Consider the following 23,637-nt stretch of genomic DNA (forward strand, 5'->3'; position numbering starts at 1 on the left):
CCTCCTAGCCTAGCCGACCGACAGTATGTGCAGGCCATCGGAACTCAAATGCGGGCAATTAATTCACGCCATGAATTCAACAAATTATCGCCATCCAGGTGCCTGCAGGAATCCGAGTCAACCCTGGTGAGTTGATGAAGCAGTACGGCAGGTGCTGGTGTCATTTCGGCATCGGCTGCGCTGTAGGGTCGCAACAACCCGAAATGCGCCCTCCCGCAGCGACCACACAGGCTCTTGTCGTTGGCAGTCCATTTCATAAGGTACGCGCAGGTTTGAATATCGCCACGAATACCCGCTTAGCCTTATGCTGCAGCAAAGCTAGGGGGCGAACTTAGCGATAACCAAATCGCAACTAGGTCCATAGAAGAGCCACACTATTCTCACCAAACACGCATATTTTGTGAAAGGCGTGCGAATACTAGTTGAAAATTGCCGTAATCCTTTGAGCGCGGGTCACTATCAGTCAAACCTAGCTGAATATTCCGCCAGCCACCTGGACTGATAACACTCCTTGAACATTAAACCCAACGCAAACCTAGCGACAACCTGCGCCCCATCAAGCGCTTTCCCACAAGCGCTAGCTAGCCGTTGGGGTGCGAACCCCAAGCTTCAAACTAGTCAAATGGCTAGTGATTGCCTCGCGCTGCCTCCCTAGCCTGTGAATTAGCTGAGATCTTGGTCACCGTTTGCTCAATGGAAATGTCACGCAACCACATCTCAGCGCTCACACACTACAGGATGCTCACACATCATAAGGAGAGGTCGGTCCGCCATGGCGACGTCTATAACGCATATTAACGCGCAGAGCCGAGCAGTGTATCGCGGTGACTTCCGATGACCGCTTTACACGCAGCAGAACAACCTGCAAGATACGGACACCATGGCAAACCCCGGTTTCGGACCGCACAATACTACTTCGACATAGCCTGCTGGGCGGTGGCCATCGTCGCAGCCTACCTGGTCTACTATGATTTCTCACTCACACCTTCGACCGCGGTACTGGTCATAGTGCTCGTGTTGGTGGCAGCGTTTGCACAATTCACATTTGGTTGGGCTGCCTTTCTTTATCGCTTCCGGTATAGTACTGGCAGCTTTGACGAGATACGCGCCTTGTTGAAGACCGGATTCGCCACCGGACTGACCATGGTAATTGCCAACTTGATTGCCGGATACACCATTAACCATCCGGTGATGATGAGCGTGTTGATTATCCCGACTGCAGTCCTGATGATGTTCGGAGCACGGTTCGTGCAGCGTCTGCGTCGTCTGGCACGCGCCGTGCCAGACCGCAGAGCAGCTCGCACCTTGGTTATTGGCGCCGGTGAGGTCGGCACCAATCTGATCCGCCAGATGGTCACCACCCCCGGTGCAAAATACTGGCCGGTGGGATTGATTGATGATGCGCCAGAGAAAGCTCATGTACAGCTCTATCACGTTCGAGTGCTTGGCCAAGTCGAGCAACTATCCGAGCTCATCTTGCAAACTGGATCCAGAGTGGTCGTTGTCGCAGTCGCCGAACCGGCCCCACGGATGCTACGCCAGGTCCAAGAGATCGCAGCTGAACACGACGTTCAGGTCAAAGTCATCCCACCATTGCATGACCTGCTTGAACGCGGTGTTCGCCCAACTGATCTGCGTGATATTTCGATAGATGATCTGCTCGGCCGGGAACCCGTCGATACGAATGTCGAAGACATCGCCGTTTACCTAACCGGTGCCCGAGTACTGGTCACCGGCGCCGGCGGATCCATTGGTTCCGTGCTATGTGAGCAAATCAGCCGCTTCAACCCAGCCGAACTCATTATGTTGGATCGTTGCGAGACTGGACTGCAAACAGCACAGCTTATAGTCAACGGTAACGGGCTACTTAACACCAAAGAGACCGTATTAGCCGACATCCGCGATGCGGACGCGCTGCGCAGGATCTTCGAAGAACATCGACCACAAGTCGTCTTTCATGCTGCGGCACTGAAACACCTACCCATGCTGGAACGCCACCCAGATGAAGGCTGGAAAACCAACGTCGTCGGCACACAGAACGTCCTAGAAGCAGCTGCGGCTGTGGGCGTTGAACGCTTCGTTAACATCTCCACGGACAAAGCGGCAAATCCAACCAGCGTATTGGGCCACACCAAACGTGCGGCAGAACAGCTCACTTCCTGGATGGGCCAACAAACCCAACAACGCTATTTGTCGGTTCGGTTCGGCAATGTGATCGGCAGCCGAGGATCGATGCTGCCGACTTTCACTCGACTGATCGAACAAGGCGGTCCGTTGACGGTGACCCATCCGGATGTCACTCGATACTTCATGACGATCCCCGAGGCATGTCAACTGGTGCTACAAGCCGGCGGCATCGGAAGCACCGGTGAAGTGATGATCTTGAACATGGGGGAACCAGTCAAGATCCTAAACATCGCCAAACGGATGATCGCCATGTCGGGTAAAGACGTTGAAATCGTCTTCACCGGGCTGCGCGAAGGAGAGAAGCTCCACGAAGAGCTCACCGCCGAACATGAAGATGCGCGCCCTTCGGCACATCCGTTGATTAATCGCACGGTTGTGGAACCGCTATCGATCTCAGAGCTGACCTACAGACCCACTTCTATGAGAGTTCAGAACTAGAAATGACTGAAACTAAGATCCCTTTGACCACATCCGATCCCATCATCACCGAAAAAATTCATCTCTCAAGTCCTGATGTTGGACCAGCGGAAGAAGCAGCTGTCATGGCAGCATTGCGGTCAGGGTGGGTCGCACCAGCCGGACCGGATCTGGATGCTTTCGAAACAGAAGTCGCACAGCGAGTCGGCGTGGATCATGCCGTGGGTCTCGCATCCGGCACCGCAGCACTTCATCTGGGATTGCTGGCTGTGGGCGTTGGACCGGGCGATGTGGTGATCACTTCAACGCTGACGTTTGCAGCTACCGCCAACGCTATTGCCTACACGGGCGCCGAACCGTTCTTCATTGATGTTGACCCAACTACGGGCAACATGGATCCTGAATTGCTCGACATCGCGCTGCACATGTTAGAGCGCGGCAATAAGCGGGTTTCGGCGGTACTTCCGGTGGATCTGTTTGGTAAGGCCGCCGATTACACCGCGATTGAAGAAATTGCGGCAGGCTATGGTGTACCAGTCCTAGCAGATGCAGCCGAAGCAGCAGGTGCCTCCCATGCGGGTCGCCCAGTCGGCTGGTGGGCTGATGCCGCGGTGTTCTCTTTCAATGGCAACAAAATCATGACCACCTCTGGTGGTGGCATGTTGCTAACCAACCGAGCCGAGATCGCCGAGCACGTACGGTATCTATCGACGCAAGCTCGCCAGCCGGTTGCACACTATGAACACACCGATATCGGCTACAACTACCGTCTCAGTAACCTGCTGGCAGCCCTGGGACGAGCCCAATTGGAACGTCTCGATGCAATGATTGCCCGTCGTCGTGAGATCCGAGACGTCTACCGGCAGTGGGCTGCTACGAAACAAGGAATTGAGATCCTTGGCGGTGCCAACGATGCCGAAGACAACTGTTGGTTGACCCCTTTGGTCTTCGACCAGTCGAAAACCCCGGTTGCAGTCGAGGTGCTCATTGAGATTATGGCACAGTATCAGATCGAGGCCCGCCGGGTCTGGAAACCCATGCACTTACAACCGGTCTTCTCCGATGCCCGCAACCTGTTAACCGGCTCAGCAGAAGAACTCTTTGCCAACGGGGTTATGCTGCCCAGCGGTTCAAATATGACGACCCCGCAACTCGAGCGCGTGTTGAGCGTGCTGGATGATTACACCGGAGGGCGTTTGTCATGACCAAACGAACCGTCGATATTCTCGCAGCGAGCCTCGGGTTGATCATGCTGGCGCCCGTTTTTGGTTTGCTGTGGATTTTGATCCGCATCAAACTTGGAACACCAGTGATCGTCATGCAACGACGCCCCGGCAGAGACGGCGAGTTGATTACTGTCCGGAAGTTTCGCACCGTGCGCGAAGACGACCCAGCCAGTGGTGTGTTGACCGACGACCAGGCTGCGACCAGTTTTGGTCGCGGGCTGCAAGCCAGCAACTTGGCGCAACTTCCCGCCTTGGTCAATGTACTCAACGGTGAGATGAGCTTGGTGGGACCCCGACCACTCAACGTGGAATACCTCGCCCTGTACTCGCCACACCAGGCTCGTCGCCACGAAGTCCGTCCCGGCCTCACCGGGCTCGCCCAGGTCAACGACGACCAAGCGCTGACCTGGGAAACACACTTTGACTTCGACGTCCACTACGTTGACCATCACACGCTGTGGATGGACCTGAAAGTCATCATCTTGAGTCTCACCCGCACGATCTTCACAACGGCTCGTGATGACCAACGCCTTTCAACCATGATGCGGTTCGTCGGTGCCCCACCTCACGATGGACTGACCGAAGGACCCGTCAACGACCGCTGGGACGATCTGTGGGATTCGTGGCAACGCAGCACAGCCGCCAGGAAGATTGGTAACCACGAGGGCGCCGACCCCAACACGACCCGCCACTGGGTCTACCTCGACGACCACGAGATACCCATCGGGATTGCCGGACTATCTGGTTTAGGCGGTCCGGAACTCTATGCCAGCCTCGTGTTGGGCCCGAACCACAACACACCGATGACGGTCGAGACTCTGCTGCACCGGTTGCTACATAACGGCAAAGTCTACGATGCCCACCGTATTTTCTTGCGGCTCTCCGAAACCAGCCGAGAACTTTTGGATAGAGCTCAGCAGCTGGGTTTCGTCCCCATAGATCTACCCTCCCACAGGCCTCATATCGATGAAGGCGAAGTGCTTGTGGCCTTCGCAGCACAGACAGGAACATGATATGCGCATTGTTATCAGTTCAGCCGGACGCCGGGTCTACCTCGTCCAGTGGTTCCAAGAAGCGCTTTACGAAGCGGGCCTGGTAGGAGAGGTAATCGTCATTGAGCACGATCCGAACGCTGCCACAGCCGCTGCAGCAGACAGCTATCGTGCGATTCCGGCGTTCACGAGCCCGGAGTATGCCCCCGCAATGCTCGACATCATCGATGAGCTGCAACCCGAATTGTTCCTCTCGCTCAACGACCACGAACTCACCGCATTGTCCGAGGGCCTGGCAGATGAACTGCGGGCACGCGGAGTCGTGACACCCGTACTCGATGAACAATCACACCGGGCCGTGGCTGACAAGCTGGCGATGAGCCAGGTTTTACAACAGGCCGGTATATGCACCCCACGCACCGTCTTACTATCCGACGTCGCGGCCGTGCAAGATCTGCTGTACAACACCAACAACATCGTCGTCAAAGACCGGTGGGGTAGCGGCTCGTCAGGGCTGCGGCGCTTCACATCCGCGCAAGCCTGCCGCTGGGTTGAGCAGCGTTACCACCATGCCACTGGCACCGAAGCGCATCGTCTCGATGACATCATCGTCCAACCGGATGTCGGTGGGATTGAATACGGTCTGGATGTCATTACCGCAGTGCGTGGGGGACCGGTTGCCGGCGTACTAGCCCGCCGGAAACTTGCTATGCGTCACGGCGAAACCTCCAGCGCCAAGACCGTCAAGAACACCCCGTTCATCGGGCTGGCCGCCGCGCTCAATGCTGCCCTAGGCATCCGAGGCAGCGTTGACGTCGACGTACTGGTGGGCGACGACGATGTGCCATACGTCATTGATGTCAATCCACGTTTTGGTGGCGGATATCCGTTCATGCACGTGGCAGGAGCTGATGTGCCACACTTCTACTTGGCCTCAACCCTCGGGTTTGCGCCACGACCGGACTGGGACCAGTACCGAATCGGCTACATCGGTTCCAAACACGAAGGCATCATCGGCTTTGACACTGCAGACAACCCGGCCGCACAACCCGCGAATCGGCGCCAGCCGCTGACGAGCCTAATCCAGAAACGGGTAGGAATCTAATGTTTCAATTTCCTCATGAAGGCCAGTCTCGCCAAGGCTTCACCAGCCGAGACACCAACAACGGTTACCCCATGGAGCTGCGCACCTACTGGCGTATGCTGTCGAAGAACTGGTGGATTGTTGTAGCCGGCGCCCTGGTGGGTCTGCTGCTGGCCCTTGGCGCATCAGCTCTAATCACGCCAAGATATCAATCAACAGCAATCCTCTACGTCTCAGTTCGAGGTGCCGGTCTAGATGCTTCTGGAGGGCTCTTCGAAGGTACAAGTTACGCTCAAACTGTGGTGACCAGCTACGTCGACATTGCGACGACGGCCATTGTGTTAGATCAAGTCGCAGAAGAACTCGATGGGGCGGTTCCTCGTGAGAACATGAACGAACTGTTTACTGTGGAGTCTCCAGCAGAGTCATCACTGTTGAAAATCTCAGCTGAACACTCTGACCCTGCTACCGCAGCCGAACTCGTCAACACTGCCGGCGAGGTCATCGTTGAGGTGGTAGAAAACGACATTGAAGTGGCAGCTGCCGGTGGTAATAGTCCCGTGCAGGTCCGCCTTATCGATCCCGGTGTGGTCCCTGCTGAACCTACCAGCCCCAATGTAGCGCTCAATAGCGCACTGGGACTCTTGGCTGGCCTGGCATTAGGCATTGCGCTGGCGATCCTAAGAGGTTCGTTGGATACCCGCATCCATTCGGTGGCAGACGTTGAAGAGATCACCAACGTACCGGTGGTTGGTCGCATCGCATACGACGACCAGATCACACGGCGGCCGCTGATCGTTCATGACGATCCGCGTAGTCCACGCACAGAGGCCTTCCGCACCACGAGAACCAACCTGCAATTCTTTGCCTCAAATGACCACGCACGCGTCTTTGTAGTTTCCAGCGCAGCCCCTGGCGAAGGGAAAAGCCATGTGGTCGCAAACCTCGCGGTGGCGCTCGCCGAAACGGGTGCACGTGTGGCCCTGGTTGAAGCAGACTTGCGCAGACCACGGTTAGCACAAGTGATGGGCATTGAAGGTGCGGCCGGACTCAGCGATGTGCTTATCGACAGGGCTCCACTGGAAGATGTCTTACAACCATGGGGGCCTGGCAATCTGGTGGTCCTACCTGCCGGACAAATTCCGCCGAACCCTGCTGAGCTGCTTGGTTCCAAGAAGATGCGCGAACTGCTTGACATGCTGCGCGAAACCGCAGATTACGTCCTGATCGATGCCCCGCCGGTCTTGCCAGTCACAGACGCTGCCATCTTGACGAATTATGCATCGGGCAGCCTGCTGGTCAGTTCCATTGGGCAAACCAGAGGTCAAGACCTCGACCAAGCCATTAGCTCCCTGGAAAATGTTGGAGGAAAAGTTCTGGGGTTGATCGTCAATAAGGTTCCAACGCGAGGCTCCGGCAATGCCGGGTATGCCGCATATCGGTACGAGGCTGACAACGTTGAAACCCGCACCTCCCGAGTATCGAGGGCGGCATGACGACACTTCGCATCCTGACCATCTGTACCGGCAATATCTGCCGTTCCCCATTCGCCGCGAAACTGCTTGCCTCCAAACTTGATCGGACACAATTCAAGGTCACCAGCGCAGGGACTTCAGCCATGCTGGGTGATCCGATGCAAGAAACGATGCAGCGTATCGCTGCTGACATGGGTGTCTGGTGGAGAGATGAGCACAGTGCTCGTGTCCTCACACACGGTTTGGTGGGGCAGGCTGACCTGATTTTGGGTATGGAACGTGAACACCGCAGCCAAGCAGCAAAGCTGCAGCCCAGTGCAGTTCGGCGTGCGTTCACGTTGCTCGAATTTGCCCATATTGTGTCGTCCATCAATGATGATCGCCTTCAACAGCTGCTGTTTCAGCACAAAAGGAGCCCTACCGCAGCAATTGACGCGGTCATGCGAATGCGCGGCGTCGTACCAAGACTGAGCCCAGAACATCTTTATGATCTTCAAGACCCATTTGGTAAATCTCGCCAAACCTATGCACGATCAGCAGCGCATATCAGCCAGGCAGTTGACCAGATTGTCAGCTTTTTCCAACGTACTGCAAAGCTCACTGCGGCGTCACAGGATGGCCCGTCAGCAATCGTTGGAATGCAGGACAGAAAGTAAGCCTCATGCAACGCAGTCATCTGACACCCCAGCAGCCACCGACCCCCGCATTGGTTTTGGACGTTCCGAAACTCGACTCCTTCGTCACCCGATTCCAAGACGCTCTGGCTCATGGCTGGCCCAATTCCATTCTGTCGTACTCCTTCAAAACCAACGCACTGCCCTGGCTGCTGTCGTATATGCGAGAACGTGGGGTGTGGGCCGAAGTCGTCTCAGACACCGAGTACGAACTGGCCTTAGCGATGGGTTATGAGCCGGATCGAATCGTATACAACGGTCCGATCAAAAGCCGTGACCGACTCTGGGCCGCACTGGTCCAAGGGTCCGTGGTCAACCTTGATTCGAAACGCGAAGTCATATGGACCGCAGAACTGGCAGGACGGCTGCCCGAAACCACGCTAGCCGTTGGGTTACGGGTCAATTGGGACGTCAATTCGTATTGCCCCGGCGAAAGCACCAGCACCAGCGCCCACAGCCGTTTCGGATTCAACCCTGAAAGCGGGGAACTCGATGCAGCCATCACCACCCTGACTGACGCGGGCGTAAACATTGCTGGATTGCATATGCACCGCAACTCGCAGACCCAAAGCATAGCCGTCTTCCGGGCTGCTGCAACCGTGGCCAAAGAACTCATCACTTCCCGAAATCTCCACCTGGACTGGGTCGACATTGGTGGAGGATTCTTTGGCGCCGAAGACAACCAGCCGACCTTTACCGAGTACGTGACCGCAATCCGTGAGGTGCTAGACGACGTCGTAGATCCAGCAGAAACACAACTGATTGTAGAACCCGGCGGCGCACTCATCGCAGTGCCGGTGGAATTCCACGCTTCTGTCATTGATATCAAACAGGTCAACGACCAGACATTTGTGGTGACGGATGCCAGCCGTACGAATATCGATCCACTGTTTCGTCGCAAACGACCATTCCACTATGAGCTTCAAACCGAAGCCACCGAGACTCGCCCCAGTCAAACCATCGGTGGCTTCACCTGTATGGAGGACGACCGCCTCATGGAACTGCTCAACGAGCGGGCCTTAGCGATGGGGGACCGAATCATTTTTTATCAGGTCGGGGCCTACACCATGTCCTTTCAGCCCCAGTTCTTTATTGAACCTCCACCTGCCGTCTATGTACGCACACACGCAGAGTTGATCCAGGTTCGACCCAAGTCAACGGTGCAGGATTATGTGCAAGGCCAACGATGGATGCCAGTCAAGGACACTCTGGACGACGCACCGAATGGAATGGGCCCATGGCTAGCACCCTCGGGGTAGAGCATCGCCACCCAGCAGCCTTCAAGCGTGCACCCTTATTGCTCTTTTTATTGGGTATCACGCTCAATCAGACGAGCGTTATTTTCGATATCAACCTGTCGATCGCGGATGTATTTGCGTTCCTCATCTTGATGATGATGATCCTCACCGCACGGATGGCTATTCCGCTTGGCCCAATAGTCTACTTTTTGGTGTTATCCATCTTGGTTATCACCATGGGCGGTTTTGTTGTCCCACATCTGTTGCCGATTGAACACAGTTTGCTTGGTGTACTAACGGATTACACCAAACTGGTGACGTCGTTTGGCTATTTCTTGCTCGGTGTCAATATTGTCCGTGCGGGCCAAGCCCGCATCGTCATGCGCTCTTATATCTTTATGGCCGTACTCATCGGCATCATCGGCGTAGTTGGAACCACGTTGCCCTCGCTTCCGAGACTGGAATTCATGTTCCACTGGGAAATACGGTTCAGCGGCTTAATGAACGACCCCAACTATTTCGCGCTCATCCAGTTGATCGCCATGGCCTTCCTGTGGCATGACCCGGATATTGCGCGCCGTTTCCGCTACCCGGCGCTGATGATCTTGGCAGCTTCAGTTTTGGCATCAGGCTCCAAAACTGGTTTGCTCACATTGCTGATCTTGTTGATGTGGCGCGGGTTTCACACGGTTTTCTCCTCGCCACATCAGGGCCGCTACGTATCGCCCTATCGGGCATTGTTGATCGGGGTGGCGATCTGCCTGCCCGTGCTGGTGCTTATTGTGATGCTGGATTATTCCATGCGCATGAGTGTGGCAGCCAGCCTTGACCAGGTGCCTGCGCTGAGCCGGCTGACGCCGTTGCTACTTGATTTCGAAACCGGAATTGAAGCCGACGGTTCCGGACGCGACTCTGCATGGTCGGATGCGTTGCCAATTATTGGACTATTCCCCCTTGCCGGTGTTGGCGTTGGCACCTACCTGGGGATAGCAGCTGAATTCAGCGACGAACCAATACTTGCGCATAACACGTACTTACAGATAGCCGCCGAATGGGGACTCGTCATGACGGCGATTTTCCTGGTCTGGGTAGGCATCTTACTGCTCAGGCGCCCCGCACCAGGCACCAATATGTCGATGTGGCACTCGACCCGCGACGCACTGTTGGTCATGCTCATCGGCTCAGCCGGAATTTCCTTGCAAAACTCGCGTGTGCTGTGGCTCATCGTTGGCATGCTGCTGGCAGTACACCTATTCTCTCGAGCCCGACAACCCCTCCAGCAGCACCCACTCACCCAGAAGGTAAAACAATGAAAAAAGTCGTTCTCATCGTAACCGTTGAAGATTCTGCATTGACCTTTTATCGAAATTATGTGCGTTTCCTGGTCGGCCGTGGCTGGGAGGTGAGTGTAGTAGGGCATTCCAGTGGTGCACTAGAAGCCTGGGCAGCTCGTGAAGGCGCTACTGGCTATCACATCCCGTATGAGCGGGACCCATCGGTGGTTAAGGATCTGCGGACGCTATGGGCCACTGTGCGGTTGTTGCGGCGGATCCGTCCAGATGTCGTGGTGTCAGCGACCCCGAAGGCCGGACTGTTGGGCACCCTGGCCGCCCGACTGGTCGGGGTTCCGGTGCGTATCTATCAATTGTGGGGCATGCCGTTGGAAACCGTCACGGGATTCAAGCGCAAGATTCTTGATGTCGCCGAACGCACATCCATCCGGTCCGCTACACAAACGGTGGCCAATAGTTTTAGCCTAGCTCGTACCGCAGAGTCGCTAGGACTGGCTCCACAAGGCCACATTGATGTCCTGGGGGCGGGCAGCTCCCACGGGGTAAATCTTGACTGGTTCGACCGTGAGGCCACCGGGCAGGTCGATGCGGACACGGCTGCATTTCTAGCCGCCGACAGTGATCTGACCATCGTATTCATCGGAAGGCTCACCCCGGATAAAGGCATCGCCACACTGCTGCAGGCGGTCGATATAGCGCGCGCGGGCGGGCTGAATATTCGACTGGTGCTAGTTGGTCCCGTAGAAAACCGGCAGCTGGCCGAAGAGGTCTGCAACGTTGAGCACATCCACCGCTTAGACAATGTGGAGGATGTTCGACCATATATCACCGCAGCCGATGTGTTGTGTTTACCCACCCTGCGCGAGGGATTTCCCAATGTGGTCCTAGAAGCCGCAGCGTTGGAAGTCCCCGCCGTCGTCACCGATGCCACCGGGGCGATTGATTCGGTGGTTGACGGCGAAACCGGGTGGATCTTCCCTGTCCAAGACGCCCAGGCATTGGCCGAGGTCATAACCGAAATTGTGGCCCACCCAGAACAGCTCCAACAGCGCGGAGCCAACGCCCGTCGTCGGGTCGAAGAACACTTCGAACAGGTCTACATGTTTGGTTTACAAGAAGACAACATCGCCCAACAACTCGAGCCGCACCTGACCCGCCAACCCTCGAACCGCTAACTGGCCAGCCGATGTCAGACACCGTCGATGTTGATTGCAGACCGGTCACCGCCCAGTGGGGTCTGACCTGGCTATTCATTTTGAGGATATCCCATCGTTCATCGGCGCATGTGATCTGGCCTTCCAAGGCCAAGGCGCTTACATCATGAACAGTTCATAGGAGGTCTATCATGCGCGTACTTCTTACCGGCGGAGCCGGCTACATCGGTAGTCACACCGCATTAGTGTTGCTTGAACAGGGCCACGACGTAGTGGTGGTCGACGATCTATCGAATGGCAATCGTATTGCGCTTGATCGAGTAGAAGAGCTCACGGGCAGATCGATCACTTTCGTGCAGGCAGACCTGACCAACACCACTGCCACACGAGTAACACTGGCAAACACCCATTTTGATGCCGTGGTACATTTTGCAGGACTCAAGGCCGTCGGGGAATCAGTTGAGCAACCGGTCCGCTACTACCGGACGAACCTGGCGTCGACGCTGACGCTGCTAGACATCTTGGCAGAACGCCAGATCAATACGCTCGTCTTCAGCTCATCTGCTACCGTCTACGGTGAACCCCAGACCCCATTGGTTGCCGAAACGCATCACACGGGAGTGGGCCTGACCAATCCCTATGGATGGTCAAAATATATGAATGAACAGATCATCACAGACGCCGCGGTTGCACGTCCCGAGATGTCGGTGGTGCTGTTGCGATACTTCAACCCGGTCGGAGCCCACCCATCGGGCCGGATTGGCGAAGATCCTGCAGGTATTCCTAATAACCTCTTACCGTTCATCGCCCAAGTTGCCGTCGGACGACGCGACAAACTGTCAGTTTTTGGCGATGATTATGACACCCCAGATGGTACCGGGGTGCGCGATTACATTCACGTCATGGATCTTGCCGAGGGCCATGTAGCTGCACTAAATTATGCGTCCTGCGGTGTGCAAACCTATAACCTTGGCTCAGGTGTGGGCACCAGCGTTTTGGAAGCGGTGCGAGCATTCGAAGCAGTGTCCAGCCGCCCCGTCCCGTATCAGATCAGTCCTCGTCGCAGCGGAGACCTAGCAACTGTGGTGGCCGACCCGCGACTAGCGCAAGAAAAGTTGAACTGGCAAACCACCCGAACCTTCATTGATGCCTGCCGTGACGCATGGAACTGGCAATCACAAAACCCCGCAGGTTATGGAGAAACTATACGGGTAGTGCTTGGTACTCCAGCAGCGTCTGTCGAAAAAACCACGGGGGATAAGGCAATCAGCACACGATGAGGGCAAGTATATTGCCAGAGCCAGACGACGGGATCAGGCGGAGAGTTCAGGCGAGATCATTAGGAAAACAACGGCTGCTGCGGAAGCTCAAAACCATCTGCGGGATCATAATCGCACTTGTCATAGGATGGTTTGTTTTCGCTAGCGTGAACATTTATAACCCGCACCAAGGCGACCTCGAAGCTCGTGCCGATGCCGTGGTGAGTTTATCCCCGCCCCCGTACCGCTTGCCCTTAGCCGAAGAACTCTATGCCAGTGATCATGCAGCTCATCTCGTAATTTCTTATGTGCCGATAAATCCCCGCGACGCCACCCCGGAATGGATAGGAGCCTGGGAACCCGCGACACGATATTGTGAAGATCAAACCCCCGGGGTGGACGAGAATATTTCATGTTTTACCCCGGAAGAGATTTCAACCCGCGGGGAAGCACACGCGATCCGAGAAGTCGCCGAGCGTGAATCTTGGGATTCGATCACCGTGGTCACCAGCCGTCATCACATCTTTCGTACGCGCTTCATCCTCCAACAGTGCATTGGGGATGCTGTTGATGTCAACGTGGTCTTCCCGGAGCCGGACCTGTTCATCGAAAAGACTCAAGAAAGCTGGGGCACGTACCTGCTGTACGAAAACCTCGCGTTCTTCAAAGCCGTGTATGAAACAACCCTGGGATGCTAGCCACCGGCTGGCTTGGCCGTTTTGCTGACTCCGCCCGACGTCGTTGCTACGGGTTGTCAGCAAAATGGAAAAATCTCCTGGTGATCCTCTCCCAGGTGAGGCTCTAGGTCGAAGCATAAGTCAATAATCTTGGCAAAACTGATTGCTATCACATGGGCTGTTTGGCAGGATAAGGAATTATGAATCTATGTCATGCACCATAGGTGTGTTGCAGTCGCACTGCGAGAGCTTTGGCCACTACGGCGAGGTGTCACGAGTACAGGCCGGTTCTTGAGGCCCTCTTCCTAAGGATCGTCCTTTTAGCATTCACTGTGCCGGTGCGTACATCATACATACGGCTTTCATCTTTCTTATGAGGTGGACATGATGGTTCATGGAACAACTGTGCCCCGAAAAGCGTGGGCCCAAATAGACACCCCAGACATCTTTTTTTCAAATATTTATTACGAGGTCGCAGCGCTCATAGAACCGGACTTTGCCGACCTCACGTTACTGGAATGGCACGACGCGGCCGGCGTCGTCAGGCTGCCACTGATCATCCGAGAAATTCGCAATACGGGTTACTTTGACGCAACAAATGCCTACGGCCATGGTGGCCCCTGGATTGAAGGCCAGCCCGATCTGCACGGTTTCCGCAAATACTACGACCGGTGGGCGAAGACTCATCACATCGTAGCTACTTTCCTGCAGTTCCACCCGATGTTTGACTATGCCACCAGGCTCGCTGAAGCCTTCCCGGTCACAAAATCTGGGGAGAATATCGTTTGGAATCTCCAGACTGATGACCTGGTAGCGCAGATGTCGTCAAGTAATCGTCGAAATTACCGAAAAGGTCTCCGAGCGGGCCTTGAAATGAACGTAACCGAACAACCCACAGACCTCACAAACTTCCGCAAGCTCTATGACACCACCATGCGACGGCTCGGTGCCCGTCCGTTCTACTTCTTCAATGATGCCTATTGGCATGCTTTGGAATCCAAACTGTCGCCTGCCATGGTTCAAGTCGATGCAATATTTCAAGGCGAAACCGTAAGCTCGACGTTGAACATTTTGAGCAAAGACGTCATTCATTTTCAACACAACGGATCCACCCTTCAAGGACGTGACCTCAACGGGCCGGTGGTGGTGCACGTGGCCACGGCCCAGTGGGCGCAAGACCACGGCTATACGATAGGCCACCTGGGAGGTGGCTCAGTCGCTTCGCTGTTGGAATTCAAAAAGCGATTCGACCCGGCGACAGCGCCCCGAGATTTTTCTACCATGCAGCTGGTTCACGACGACGAAAATTATCGTCGGCTGGCGCAGGGGTTCCCCGAAACTGACTACTTCCCGGTCTGGCGAGATCCTGCGAGCTATGAGGACAAGAGAACCTTGCGGCAAGCACAGGCAACTCGCTAATTCCGGGTCAATCGCAAGAGTCGATCGTCCGTTGTTGTAGGATAGCCTCGCCCATCGGTGTTGTTGGTCAATAGCCATAAGGCGCCGTCTGGTTCGGTGATCACGTCTCGAAGTCGACCGTAGTCGTCGTCGAAGTGGGGAATTGAGGTGCCGGGATCCTCCACTGGGATCTCCCAGAGTCGTTGACCGCGCAGGGCAGTCATATAGATGTGCTCATCGGCGATGGCGATTCCGCTGGGACTGGCCTCAGACGGCGGCCACTGCTGGATAGGATCGATGAAGGACTCGTCAGCGCTGACGCCCTCGGCGTATGGCCAACCGAAATTGCCGCCGGGGACAATGATGTTCAGCTCATCCCAGGTATCTTCACCGAATTCGCTAGCGTACATGGTTCCATCAGGGGCCCAGGCGAGGCCTTGCACATTACGATGACCGTAACTGAAAACCGGTGAGTCATCGAATGGATTATCAGCCGGGATATCGCCTGTCGAGTTCAGCCGTAGGATTTTGCCTGCCAGTGAGTCCTGGTCCTGGGCAGTGCTGGGTTCCAGCCCATCTCCGGTACTGACATACAACAGGCCATCAGGGCCAAAGGCTAAGCGTCCCCCGTTGTGATGACTAGCCGCCGGGATGCCGTCAAAAATGACTTCTGGGTCGCTGAGTTCCAATCCCTCAGAGCCACCGGTCAGTTCGTAGCGGTGAATCCGATTATCCTCAGCCGTCGTCAAATACGCGTATAAGGCGTCTTCATGAACGGCCAGACCAAGCAGGCCTCCTTCGGTTGACTCCGCTGTTTGTTCAACGACGGTGAGTTCGCGAATACCACCGTCGTCGGTGATTTCAAGGATGCGGGAAGTATCGCGTTCACTCACAATCGGCGTCTCATCATAGAACGCCACAGCCCATGGGGCCTGCAAGTTTTCGGCGATGGTTTCCACCTGCCAGTTGTCTACTGCACCGGGTGTAGCCGTGGAATTCGTCTCGGGATCGGGCTCAGCAGATTGCGGTTGGTTCATACAAGCCGTGCAGAAAAAGATTGCACTAAATAAATACAGACAAAGTCGCCGGTACCGCATGGCATCGTCCTCGTGTCCTGAAATGATGTGTCACCCAGTATCCCACCGAGATGACGCATCACACTAGCCCGGCCTCGCCGACTGCTGCCGCAGTGCGAAACGCCCATAAATAATGCAACGAGATCTCGGCCTTGAGCGGTGATGTTGCGTATGCTCGTCACAGGTGAGTCAACGAAACGGGGCGCAGGTGACATCAAAGACGCTGACATGGGTTGAACAGGATGAAAGCCTGGGCGTGGCAGAAGATCTGGCGTATTCAACCACGCTGCTACGGGCCGTGCAGCACTCCAGGATCCAGGGGCCGATTATTCGGCTGTATCGTCCCCAACCCACGGTTTCGTTCGGTCAGCAAGATGTCCGTTTGGCCGGGTATGCGGCGGCGCGGCAACAGTCCAGCGCGCACGGATTTACACCCACGGTACGCAAGGTGGGTGGCCGGGCGGCGGCGTATCACCGCGGGGCGATTGTCATCGACCACATCCAGCCCGAGGATGATGCGATGATCGGGTTCAAGTCCCGGTTTGAACATTTTGGTGTGCTATTTACCAGCGTGTTGACCCGACTTGGTGTGCAGGCCGGCGTCGGAGAGATCCCGGGGGAGTACTGCGCCGGAGAATACTCGGTCCACGGGATAGTAGATGCTGATCGTCGCATCAAATTGGCGGGCACCGCACAGCGCGTAGTGAAAGGGGCCTGGCTATTTTCCACCAGTCTGGTGGTTGAACATGGCTATTCCATCCGCCGAGTCTTGACCGACGTCTACCAGGCGCTGGGGATTGACTTTGACCCGCAGACCGCTGGCGCAGTGGAGGACGCGGCACCCGGGGTGACCGTGGAGGACGTGCTGGATGAGCTGCAATGGGAATACGAACAAGAATTCCTCAGCGGCGGACTCAACGGCGCTGACACGTTCACCTTCGCGCCCATACTGTGGGACGACCTGCTGGAGCGGGTGCCCACCGGTTCGGACTAGTCCAAAGCCGAGGTGGTTGCCTAAATCCAGCCCTGTTCCCAAGCGTATTGGGCGGCCTCTGTGCGTGTGCTGACCCCCAGTTTTTGCATGGCGGTGGAAACATAATTGCGCACGGTACCCTGGGCGAGGTTTAAGCGCTCGGCAATCTGTGCAATCGTGGTGGCATCGCGTCCGGCACGCAACACGTCGAGTTCCCGATCTGTGAGCGGACAATGCTCTGCGGTGAGCGCGGTGGCGGCAATATCTGCGTCGATATAGCGGCCTCCGGCCATGACCTCACGGATGACTCCGGCAAGACGTTCCACCGGAGTGGATTTGGGGACAAAGCCGGCGACCTTTTCGGCCAGGGCACGGCGCAGCACCCCGGGTCGGGCGTGCCGGGTGCAGATGATCACCTTGGTGGCCACCGTGCGGTTGATCTGGCGGGCTACTTCTACGCCGTCGAGTTCGGGCATCTCAAGGTCGAGGACGCACACATCGGGTTGTAGTTGTTGGGCGGCCGCGACGGCAGTCTGACCATCAGCCACACCGGGCAGGATCTCGATATCCTCTTCCATCCCCAGCAGGGTTTCCATGGCGGTGCGGATCATGGTCTCGTCGTCTGCGATGAAAACCCGAATCATGTGTGCTGCTCCTTATGGGGCATCGGTAGGCTGGCCTGGAAGGTGAAGGAGTCATCATAACGGGTGGCCATAATGTTGCCGTTGACGGTGGCAAAGCGGGTGCGCAGCCCGGCGATGCCGGTGCCTTGAGTGTCGGCGACGGGGCCTGACACGCCGTCATTGGTGATGGTCAACTGTAACGAACCGTTGACGCCACATCGGATGCCAACGCTGGTGGCACTGGCATGACGCAAAATATTGGTGGCGGCCTCGCGTACTGCGAGTCCGAAAAGCCGGGTGACATCACCGGTCAGGTTGTGTTCAATTTTGGGGTCCAGGTGGATGTCGACGTCGATCCCAGCAGCCTGCAGGACGTCTTTGGCGTTGGCGAGCTCATCGGGTAGAGACACCACGCGCAGGTCACGAACCAGTTGGCGGGTTTCGGACTGAGCTTGCTCGGCCAAAGCACGGACCTGTGCGATGGACTCTTGGGCGGCACGGTGCTGTGCCGGATCCTGGGTGGCGAGCAGCCGGTGGGCAAGCTCCGCTTTTAACGCGATGACCTGCAGGTGGTGGCCTTGGATATCGTGCAAATCAGAGGCAAAGCGCAGGCGCTCGCGAGCCACGGCCAACTGACTGTTCACCGTGCGAGCCGCATCCAGGCGGCTGATCAGGTGCCACAACCAACCTGAGACCAGAAATGTGGTGGGGGTGAGCAACACCAATAACGCAATGCCCACAATGCCGCCGCCGTAAATAAACTCTGCGGTGCCGGGATTCAGCAGGCCGTGGAGTGCGATGGCCGCCAGCCCGATCAGCACGAGCCACGATCGCTGCGAACGGGGGACGAGGGCCAGCAGAATACTCAGCGTGACCCACAGCGGAGTCGCACCATAAAGTGTGGCCCCGGAAATAAAAACGGTCACAACCCACGCCAGTCCCGGGATGACAAGTAACCAGGCGGTGACTTTTGGTGGGGGCCAGCCGGCACCATAACCATCGCGTATCAGCCAGGACGCATACACGCATGTCACGCAGGTCGCGGTAAAGAGGATCAGTACGACGACGATCTGCCAGGTTGGACCAGCGGAGGCAGTCATTAGTGCGATGGGAACAACAGCTCCGATGCCCAACAGAAAAATCGACATCCCGGCAACACTCAAGAACGTGTACCACCAGGTGATATTGATATCGCGGCCGGCCGGGTCTGGTGCGTCAGCTGCGGGGCTGACCGGCAGCTGGCCGGTGGGACGAAGCGGGGTCGAAGAATCAGTCACACCCATCAGTGTAGATCCATGACAACTGTCACACATTAGCCTGCAGAATGTCATGGCAACAGGTGACGGAATGCCACTACCGTGTACACCAGAACCACGGAAGACTAAGAGCATGAACTTCATTGAAACACTCCAAAACTTTGTCCTGGGCCTTCCAGAAGCCGTCCAATTTCTTGGTGTAGCCCTTGCCGCGATGGTCCCATTTGTCGAAAACTATGGTGCCGTCGTCATCGGCAGCGTGGCAGGCATTCCCATTTGGGTGGTCGTGCTGATGGCGATCGTCGGCAACCTTGCCGTCGTCGCGCTCATCACGCTCATCTCTGGGAGCACCCGCGATGCGATTATGGCGCGCAAACACGATAACACCGAACTACCGGTTGCAGATTCGCCCAGTACAGCCCGGGTTCGCAAACTCTTTGACCGCTACGGCATTCCGGGGGTCACATTATTGGGCATGTTATTTGTGCCGACCCATCTGATTGCCGCAACTCTGGTGTCCTTCGGTCTTTCCCGCGCAGGCGTACTGGTGTGGCAGGCCATTGCCATTACCCTGTATGCCGGAGTTACCGGTGTGCTGATGTACGGTGTTGCTGGTCTCGTGGGAGCCTAAATTTCTGTACTGCTGGACGACGTCCGAGGGTCGCACATACTTCACGAGGCGTGAGAAAGTGTGGTTGTTTTAGGTTTAATTACCGGGGAAGCCGGCAATACCGGGCCGGTTTTCGTATCAGTGCTTCTTGGCTTCGCCGTTGATGGCAGCCGTTGGCGGGATCAGCCCGCGGATCGCGGAGACCATGAGCAGCAGTAACACCACAAACAGGACCGCTTCGACGCCGATGTAGTAATAGTGCGTCGTCGACCCGCCCGAAAAAGAACCCTCCAACACTTGGTCGGTGTGCACCGCCAACAGGGGACGGATGACGGCGGTTTTGATCAGCAATAAGATCAGCGCGATGAAACTGTAGCGCTGCATTTTGCCAAAGTTTGGCAGTTCTTGGCGGCGGTGATTGCGCCACATTGAGATCAGTGCGATCAACAACAGGATCCCAAGGATGACCTCGACAATATTCATCGCCAAAAACACGCGACGTCCGATGCCTAAGCCCAACGGAATCGTGATGCCCGGTGCCGTAAATTTCAGGGGCGCTTCGATGAACGAAATTCCAATGATCAGCCCTAACCAGATCGGTGGGACCAACAATATGAAAGCTCGGGCCCAACGAGGCGCATGAGTGGTTTGCATGAGCATCAACGCTTCTCCTTACGCTGCGTGCGGCGATGGAGCAAAACGGTAACCACACCGCACAGTAGATAACTCAAGCCTACTGCGATCCAGCCTGCGGTAAATGACTGCGTTACATCTTGTAACAGGCCCATAATCAACGGTCCCAGCGCAAATCCGGCGTACATGCCCATTGAGTTGAGGCCTGAAGCTGCACCAATTTTATGCTCCGGCACCACACGTAGCAGGCCCGCATTGATCACCACATTGGCACCAAAAACGGTGATCCCGTGCAACGCGGCGCCGGTCCATACCAGTGCTGGAAGATGCCAGTGGGCCGCACCGAGAAACGCGAAAACCCCGAACAGTGCACCGGCACTGATGTACAGCAGCAAACGTGAAGGCTGGGCACCGGCTTGCATGCGGCGACTCCAGCCAATACGAGACACCACCCCGACGACGCCGGAAACGGCTGCGGCAGTACCGCCCAGTATCAGCGAGAAGTCGAGTTCTTGAACCGCAAATAGCGGCAGGTACACGTTGGTTGCCTGCATGCCCATACCCGATAGCATCGCGATGAGGGCAAAAAAGTAGACTACCACCGGCATTTTTTCTTTGGTGGCCACGGTCGACAGCTTTCCGGTATCCACCGTGACTTCGGGCGGATCAGGTGCAACGGGGCGGACTTGACGGGTGGCAAGCTGGGCCGGAGACGGCACATATTTCAGCGATACGAGCCACAGCAGCAGGCACACCACCGCACCACCCAGTGCAGCGCCGACCCAACCCAACGCGATCGCAACCGTGGGAAAAAATAAGCCCGAGAACAGCTGGGAGGCCTGGACACCAGACTGTTTCACACCAATCCAGCCGGTGCGTTTTTCCGCTGGGACCGCCCGAATAATCACCCGGTTCGTGGTGGGATTCGAGATCGCCTGAGCTGGTCCGGCGAGCACGGCGGCCACCAGCAACATCCAGTAGTCATGAGCAAAGGCTGCCACTACCAGCGCGACGGCAGTGCCGACGAAAATGATCAGCATTTGGGACCGAGCGCTAATCTTATCGGCCAGATTGCCCAACCACATACTCGACAGTGCCGCAGCCGCGAAAACCACCGTGACAATCAGTCCAAGCTGTCCGGCGGAAATGCCAAGCTGTTCGATGATTAGCGCAGACGATACCGAGATGCCGTAGTTGAATAATGGCCCGGCACCCATCGCGCACAACAATATGATCAGCAGGCCGGTCGAGGCTGATCGTGTAGGGGTTCTATCTGTGGTCACAACCACAACAGTAGTCCTTTTCGTCACCAGTGACTCGCGGAGGGTCATGTATCCGGTCACGGCTCCCGTGGCCTAAATCTTTGAATCGTTTACTCCGCGACTACAGTAGGGGCAGACCGGTAGGCGACACCGGATGAAGAAGTGAGGACCGCAGAATGCCCCAGGGCATGCACAAAGAAGACATTACCACCGCCAAAGACACCGCACCCCAGCCCATGACAGCCAGTATGTTGGGCCGCTGGGTCACCTTTTTGCTCGGTGTATTTGTCATGTCGGTTGGCATCGCGCTCAGCGTGCACGGCCAGCTAGGAACCGCCCCGATTTCCACCTTCCCTGCGGTAATCGATGCCGCAACATCATGGACCGTCGGTGGCGTGACAGTGGTGATGAACGTCGTATTCGTGCTTATCCAGATCATTATTTTGCGACGCCGTTTTCCACTCTTCCAGCTGGTCCAACTCCCGGTCGCCATTATCTTTGGCACCCTGATCGACGTCTCAATCTTTTTGACCGCCTGGGCCCAAACCGACAACTATCTGCTCCAGTGGGTCGTGACGATCATGGGGGTGATCATCCTTGGCATCGGCGTCTACATTCAGGTCCAACCCAAGCTGCTCTATCTGCCCGGTGAAGGCATCGTCATGGCCCTAACCCAGGTGACCTCTGCGCGATTCGGGACGATGAAACAAATCGTGGACTGGTCACTGGTGATCATCGCCGCCGTCGTCTCATTGGTTCTGATGCAACGCCTCGAAGGTGTACGCGAAGGAACCGTATTTGCGGCATTTGCCGTCGGGGGAGTGGTCAAAGCCATCGACAACCTTCGCCAGCGCCGCGCAGTCAAGAACGCCTAGCCACCACGCCTTGCCTAAGTGCAGGTAACCGTCGAGTCGATGTCCCAAGTGGCAGATGACGTCTACAACGAGTTGGTTGCTTCACAAGGATCCGACCCTGAAAACTGGAACGCGACGAAGGCTATGCGACCACCAGCGTTCCATCAATGCGAAATTATGTTGACCAGGCCGAGACTTGGGCCCAGGGTAAACAATTCCCGTGGTTCTTTACCCAGGAGGTCATCGACGACGCCACCCAAGCCGTGCTCGTTCTGGAACCCACAAGCTAAGCTTGTCATGACGCCTTCAGTCATAGCGCACGCGGTATTTTATGTGCGTGACGTTTTGCCCCTCTGCAGCACGTAGCTGCTCTAATTGAATATCGGCCGGGTCGACGCCGTCGAATAACTGCCGCCCGTCACCTAGCAACACCGGCACCAAATGCAGCTGTAACTCTTCGAGCAGACCATGGAGCAGTCCCTGCCGGATCGCCCCGCCGCCGTGCAGGCCCACTTCTTTATCGCCTGCCGCATTTTGCGCATGCTCAACGGCGGCCTCGAAGCCATCATTGATGAAACGAAAGGTCGTGCCCTGCCGAACGTCGTCGGCCAAATATCTGCTGGTGACCACATACACCGGAACACCAAAGGGCGGCTTAGCACCCCAGACGGCTTCGGCATGTTCGTAACTATCCCAGCCCATCACCACAGCACCGATCCGCGTGTACTCCTCGGCGATAATGTCGTGCACACCAGACTCCGGTCGGTCAATGACCTCGCGTGGCAGCCAGGCATGCAGCACCTGGCCACCTTCACCCAACATCTGCTGTGGCGAAGGATTCAGCCCGGTATAGTACCCGTCTAAAGAAATGCTCACACTGGCATAGCAGCTCATGACGCCTCCAGGTCTTTATCCTCGAGCACTACTTCTTTGCCCTCATCCAGACCAACGGTTTTCCGCCCACCGAAGGGCTCTGGAATCATCTCCACGTCATACACCCCATTTTGGGTGACGACGCCGTGGCGAACACGCATCTTATAGGACGGGCCTGCTTCAGTGAACATCCCAAAACCTGGGCCAACTGTCACCGGTGCGATAAGAAACCGATACACATCCACAACTCCGGCCTGGTGCAGGGTCCGTGCTAATTGCACACTGCCGTGGACCTGGAGTTCACCTTCGCGCTCGACACTTTTCAGGCGTCGAATTTCATCGAGAAAATCATCACCCAGGCGCGTCGATGAATCGGCCCAGACGTCCCCGAGCGCAGAAGATGT

Annotated in this window: 23 protein-coding genes; 16 read left to right on the forward strand and 7 right to left on the reverse strand. The window is 56.4% G+C overall.

Annotation, left to right across the window (positions count from 1 at the left end; genetic code table 11):
• Window positions 1-834: 834 nt before the first annotated feature.
• The 12 genes from K8V32_RS14480 (at window position 835) to K8V32_RS14535 (ending at window position 15,094) form a co-directional block, all read left to right on the forward strand.
• Window positions 835-2,625, forward strand: coding sequence for a polysaccharide biosynthesis protein (locus K8V32_RS14480; protein ID WP_303909113.1), 1,791 nt, complete (start codon window positions 835-837; stop codon window positions 2,623-2,625).
• A gap of 2 nt (window positions 2,626-2,627) precedes the next feature.
• Entirely contained in the window at window positions 2,628-3,809 is a 1,182-nt protein-coding gene (locus K8V32_RS14485; protein ID WP_303909116.1) for a DegT/DnrJ/EryC1/StrS family aminotransferase, read from the forward strand.
• Window positions 3,806-4,843, forward strand: a complete 1,038-nt coding sequence (locus tag K8V32_RS14490) for a sugar transferase (RefSeq protein WP_303909119.1) — start codon at window positions 3,806-3,808, stop codon at window positions 4,841-4,843. The genes K8V32_RS14485 and K8V32_RS14490 overlap by 4 nt, the downstream gene beginning before the upstream one ends.
• A 1-nt stretch (window position 4,844) precedes the next feature.
• A complete protein-coding gene (locus K8V32_RS14495) occupies window positions 4,845-5,927 on the forward strand; it encodes an ATP-grasp domain-containing protein (RefSeq protein ID WP_303909122.1) in 1,083 nt (360 codons plus the stop codon).
• On the forward strand, window positions 5,927-7,402 hold the full coding sequence (locus K8V32_RS14500; RefSeq protein WP_303909125.1) for a tyrosine-protein kinase domain-containing protein: 1,476 nt from the start codon (window positions 5,927-5,929) through the stop codon (window positions 7,400-7,402). Before K8V32_RS14495 ends, K8V32_RS14500 begins: the two co-directional genes overlap by 1 nt.
• Entirely contained in the window at window positions 7,399-8,037 is a 639-nt protein-coding gene (locus K8V32_RS14505; RefSeq protein WP_303909128.1) for an arsenate reductase/protein-tyrosine-phosphatase family protein, read from the forward strand. Before K8V32_RS14500 ends, K8V32_RS14505 begins: the two co-directional genes overlap by 4 nt.
• 5 nt (window positions 8,038-8,042) lie before the next feature.
• Window positions 8,043-9,314, forward strand: a complete 1,272-nt coding sequence (locus tag K8V32_RS14510) for a type III PLP-dependent enzyme domain-containing protein (RefSeq protein WP_303909130.1) — start codon at window positions 8,043-8,045, stop codon at window positions 9,312-9,314.
• Window positions 9,293-10,606 (forward strand): O-antigen ligase family protein, encoded by a 1,314-nt coding sequence (locus K8V32_RS14515; protein WP_303909133.1) that lies wholly within the window; start codon window positions 9,293-9,295, stop codon window positions 10,604-10,606. Before K8V32_RS14510 ends, K8V32_RS14515 begins: the two co-directional genes overlap by 22 nt.
• Complete coding sequence (locus K8V32_RS14520) at window positions 10,603-11,760, forward strand: glycosyltransferase family 4 protein (protein ID WP_303909136.1); 1,158 nt, start codon at window positions 10,603-10,605, stop codon at window positions 11,758-11,760. Before K8V32_RS14515 ends, K8V32_RS14520 begins: the two co-directional genes overlap by 4 nt.
• A 170-nt stretch (window positions 11,761-11,930) precedes the next feature.
• The gene (galE, locus tag K8V32_RS14525) at window positions 11,931-13,019 is read left to right on the forward strand and encodes a UDP-glucose 4-epimerase GalE (RefSeq protein ID WP_303909139.1); all 1,089 of its coding nucleotides are present in this window, start codon (window positions 11,931-11,933) and stop codon (window positions 13,017-13,019) included.
• 146 nt (window positions 13,020-13,165) lie between these two features.
• Window positions 13,166-13,696, forward strand: a complete 531-nt coding sequence (locus K8V32_RS14530; protein WP_303909141.1) for a YdcF family protein — start codon at window positions 13,166-13,168, stop codon at window positions 13,694-13,696.
• Window positions 13,697-14,080: 384 nt separating this feature from the next.
• A complete protein-coding gene (locus K8V32_RS14535) occupies window positions 14,081-15,094 on the forward strand; it encodes a GNAT family N-acetyltransferase (RefSeq protein WP_303909143.1) in 1,014 nt (337 codons plus the stop codon).
• On the opposite strand, the gene K8V32_RS14540 is transcribed toward K8V32_RS14535, so the two are convergent.
• Entirely contained in the window at window positions 15,091-16,110 is a 1,020-nt protein-coding gene (locus K8V32_RS14540; protein ID WP_303909145.1) for a PQQ-dependent sugar dehydrogenase, read from the reverse strand. The two genes, K8V32_RS14535 and K8V32_RS14540, sit on opposite strands and share 4 nt — an antisense overlap.
• 223 nt (window positions 16,111-16,333) lie before the next feature.
• Between K8V32_RS14540 and K8V32_RS14545 the strand changes: the two genes are divergently transcribed.
• Window positions 16,334-17,143 carry a lipoate--protein ligase family protein gene (locus K8V32_RS14545; RefSeq protein WP_303909147.1) on the forward strand — a complete coding sequence of 270 codons (810 nt, stop codon included), beginning with the start codon at window positions 16,334-16,336 and terminating at the stop codon, window positions 17,141-17,143.
• A 20-nt stretch (window positions 17,144-17,163) separates the two neighbouring features.
• Here K8V32_RS14545 and K8V32_RS14550 read toward each other — a convergent pair whose 3' ends face one another.
• The gene (locus tag K8V32_RS14550; RefSeq protein ID WP_303909149.1) at window positions 17,164-17,766 is read right to left on the reverse strand and encodes a response regulator transcription factor; all 603 of its coding nucleotides are present in this window, start codon (window positions 17,764-17,766) and stop codon (window positions 17,164-17,166) included.
• Window positions 17,763-19,022: a sensor histidine kinase gene (locus K8V32_RS14555; RefSeq protein WP_303909151.1), complete on the reverse strand. Its 1,260-nt coding sequence runs from the start codon at window positions 19,020-19,022 to the stop codon at window positions 17,763-17,765. The genes K8V32_RS14550 and K8V32_RS14555 overlap by 4 nt, the downstream gene beginning before the upstream one ends.
• 112 nt (window positions 19,023-19,134) lie before the next feature.
• Here K8V32_RS14555 and K8V32_RS14560 point away from each other — a divergent pair, with 112 nt between their 5' ends.
• Window positions 19,135-19,632 carry a hypothetical protein gene (locus K8V32_RS14560; RefSeq protein ID WP_303909153.1) on the forward strand — a complete coding sequence of 166 codons (498 nt, stop codon included), beginning with the start codon at window positions 19,135-19,137 and terminating at the stop codon, window positions 19,630-19,632.
• A 117-nt stretch (window positions 19,633-19,749) separates the two neighbouring features.
• On the opposite strand, the gene K8V32_RS14565 is transcribed toward K8V32_RS14560, so the two are convergent.
• Both K8V32_RS14565 and K8V32_RS14570 read right to left on the reverse strand, forming a co-directional pair.
• Window positions 19,750-20,265, reverse strand: coding sequence for a hypothetical protein (locus K8V32_RS14565; protein ID WP_303909155.1), 516 nt, complete (start codon window positions 20,263-20,265; stop codon window positions 19,750-19,752).
• A 5-nt stretch (window positions 20,266-20,270) separates the two neighbouring features.
• Window positions 20,271-21,527, reverse strand: coding sequence for an MFS transporter (locus tag K8V32_RS14570; RefSeq protein WP_303909157.1), 1,257 nt, complete (start codon window positions 21,525-21,527; stop codon window positions 20,271-20,273).
• Window positions 21,528-21,682: 155 nt separating this feature from the next.
• On the opposite strand from K8V32_RS14570, the gene K8V32_RS14575 reads away from it, so the two are divergent.
• A complete protein-coding gene (locus K8V32_RS14575) occupies window positions 21,683-22,381 on the forward strand; it encodes a YczE/YyaS/YitT family protein (protein ID WP_303909160.1) in 699 nt (232 codons plus the stop codon).
• 146 nt (window positions 22,382-22,527) lie between these two features.
• The gene (locus K8V32_RS14580; protein WP_303909163.1) at window positions 22,528-22,650 is read left to right on the forward strand and encodes a hypothetical protein; all 123 of its coding nucleotides are present in this window, start codon (window positions 22,528-22,530) and stop codon (window positions 22,648-22,650) included.
• 16 nt (window positions 22,651-22,666) lie between these two features.
• Here the strand turns inward: K8V32_RS14580 and K8V32_RS14585 are convergent, their stop codons facing one another.
• On the reverse strand, window positions 22,667-23,236 hold the full coding sequence (locus K8V32_RS14585; protein WP_303909166.1) for a dihydrofolate reductase family protein: 570 nt from the start codon (window positions 23,234-23,236) through the stop codon (window positions 22,667-22,669).
• A gap of 14 nt (window positions 23,237-23,250) precedes the next feature.
• A partial coding sequence (locus K8V32_RS14590; protein WP_303909169.1) for a dihydrofolate reductase family protein occupies window positions 23,251-23,637 on the reverse strand: 387 nt, incomplete at its 5' end.

The sequence above is a fragment of the Enteractinococcus helveticum genome, assembly GCF_020742345.1.
Lineage (GTDB): Bacteria > Actinomycetota > Actinomycetes > Actinomycetales > Micrococcaceae > Yaniella > Yaniella helvetica_A.

What these genes read in the sequence shown, in the direction of transcription:
- galE (WP_303909139.1), top strand. Translation starts at nt 11,931, where the DNA reads ATGCGCGTACTTCTTACCGGCGGAGCCGGCTACATCGGTAGTCACACC.
- K8V32_RS14500 (WP_303909125.1), top strand. Translation starts at nt 5,927, where the DNA reads ATGTTTCAATTTCCTCATGAAGGCCAGTCTCGCCAAGGCTTCACCAGC.
- K8V32_RS14550 (WP_303909149.1), bottom strand. Translation starts at nt 17,766, where the DNA reads ATGATTCGGGTTTTCATCGCAGACGACGAGACCATGATCCGCACCGCC.
- K8V32_RS14485 (WP_303909116.1), top strand. Translation starts at nt 2,628, where the DNA reads ATGACTGAAACTAAGATCCCTTTGACCACATCCGATCCCATCATCACC.
- K8V32_RS14540 (WP_303909145.1), bottom strand. Translation starts at nt 16,110, where the DNA reads ATGAACCAACCGCAATCTGCTGAGCCCGATCCCGAGACGAATTCCACG.
- K8V32_RS14480 (WP_303909113.1), top strand. Translation starts at nt 835, where the DNA reads ATGACCGCTTTACACGCAGCAGAACAACCTGCAAGATACGGACACCAT.
- K8V32_RS14490 (WP_303909119.1), top strand. Translation starts at nt 3,806, where the DNA reads ATGACCAAACGAACCGTCGATATTCTCGCAGCGAGCCTCGGGTTGATC.
- K8V32_RS14520 (WP_303909136.1), top strand. Translation starts at nt 10,603, where the DNA reads ATGAAAAAAGTCGTTCTCATCGTAACCGTTGAAGATTCTGCATTGACC.
- K8V32_RS14565 (WP_303909155.1), bottom strand. Translation starts at nt 20,265, where the DNA reads ATGCAAACCACTCATGCGCCTCGTTGGGCCCGAGCTTTCATATTGTTG.
- K8V32_RS14580 (WP_303909163.1), top strand. Translation starts at nt 22,528, where the DNA reads ATGCGAAATTATGTTGACCAGGCCGAGACTTGGGCCCAGGGTAAACAA.
- K8V32_RS14560 (WP_303909153.1), top strand. Translation starts at nt 19,135, where the DNA reads ATGAACTTCATTGAAACACTCCAAAACTTTGTCCTGGGCCTTCCAGAA.
- K8V32_RS14505 (WP_303909128.1), top strand. Translation starts at nt 7,399, where the DNA reads ATGACGACACTTCGCATCCTGACCATCTGTACCGGCAATATCTGCCGT.
- K8V32_RS14510 (WP_303909130.1), top strand. Translation starts at nt 8,043, where the DNA reads ATGCAACGCAGTCATCTGACACCCCAGCAGCCACCGACCCCCGCATTG.
- K8V32_RS14495 (WP_303909122.1), top strand. Translation starts at nt 4,845, where the DNA reads ATGCGCATTGTTATCAGTTCAGCCGGACGCCGGGTCTACCTCGTCCAG.
- K8V32_RS14515 (WP_303909133.1), top strand. Translation starts at nt 9,293, where the DNA reads ATGGCTAGCACCCTCGGGGTAGAGCATCGCCACCCAGCAGCCTTCAAG.
- K8V32_RS14575 (WP_303909160.1), top strand. Translation starts at nt 21,683, where the DNA reads ATGCCCCAGGGCATGCACAAAGAAGACATTACCACCGCCAAAGACACC.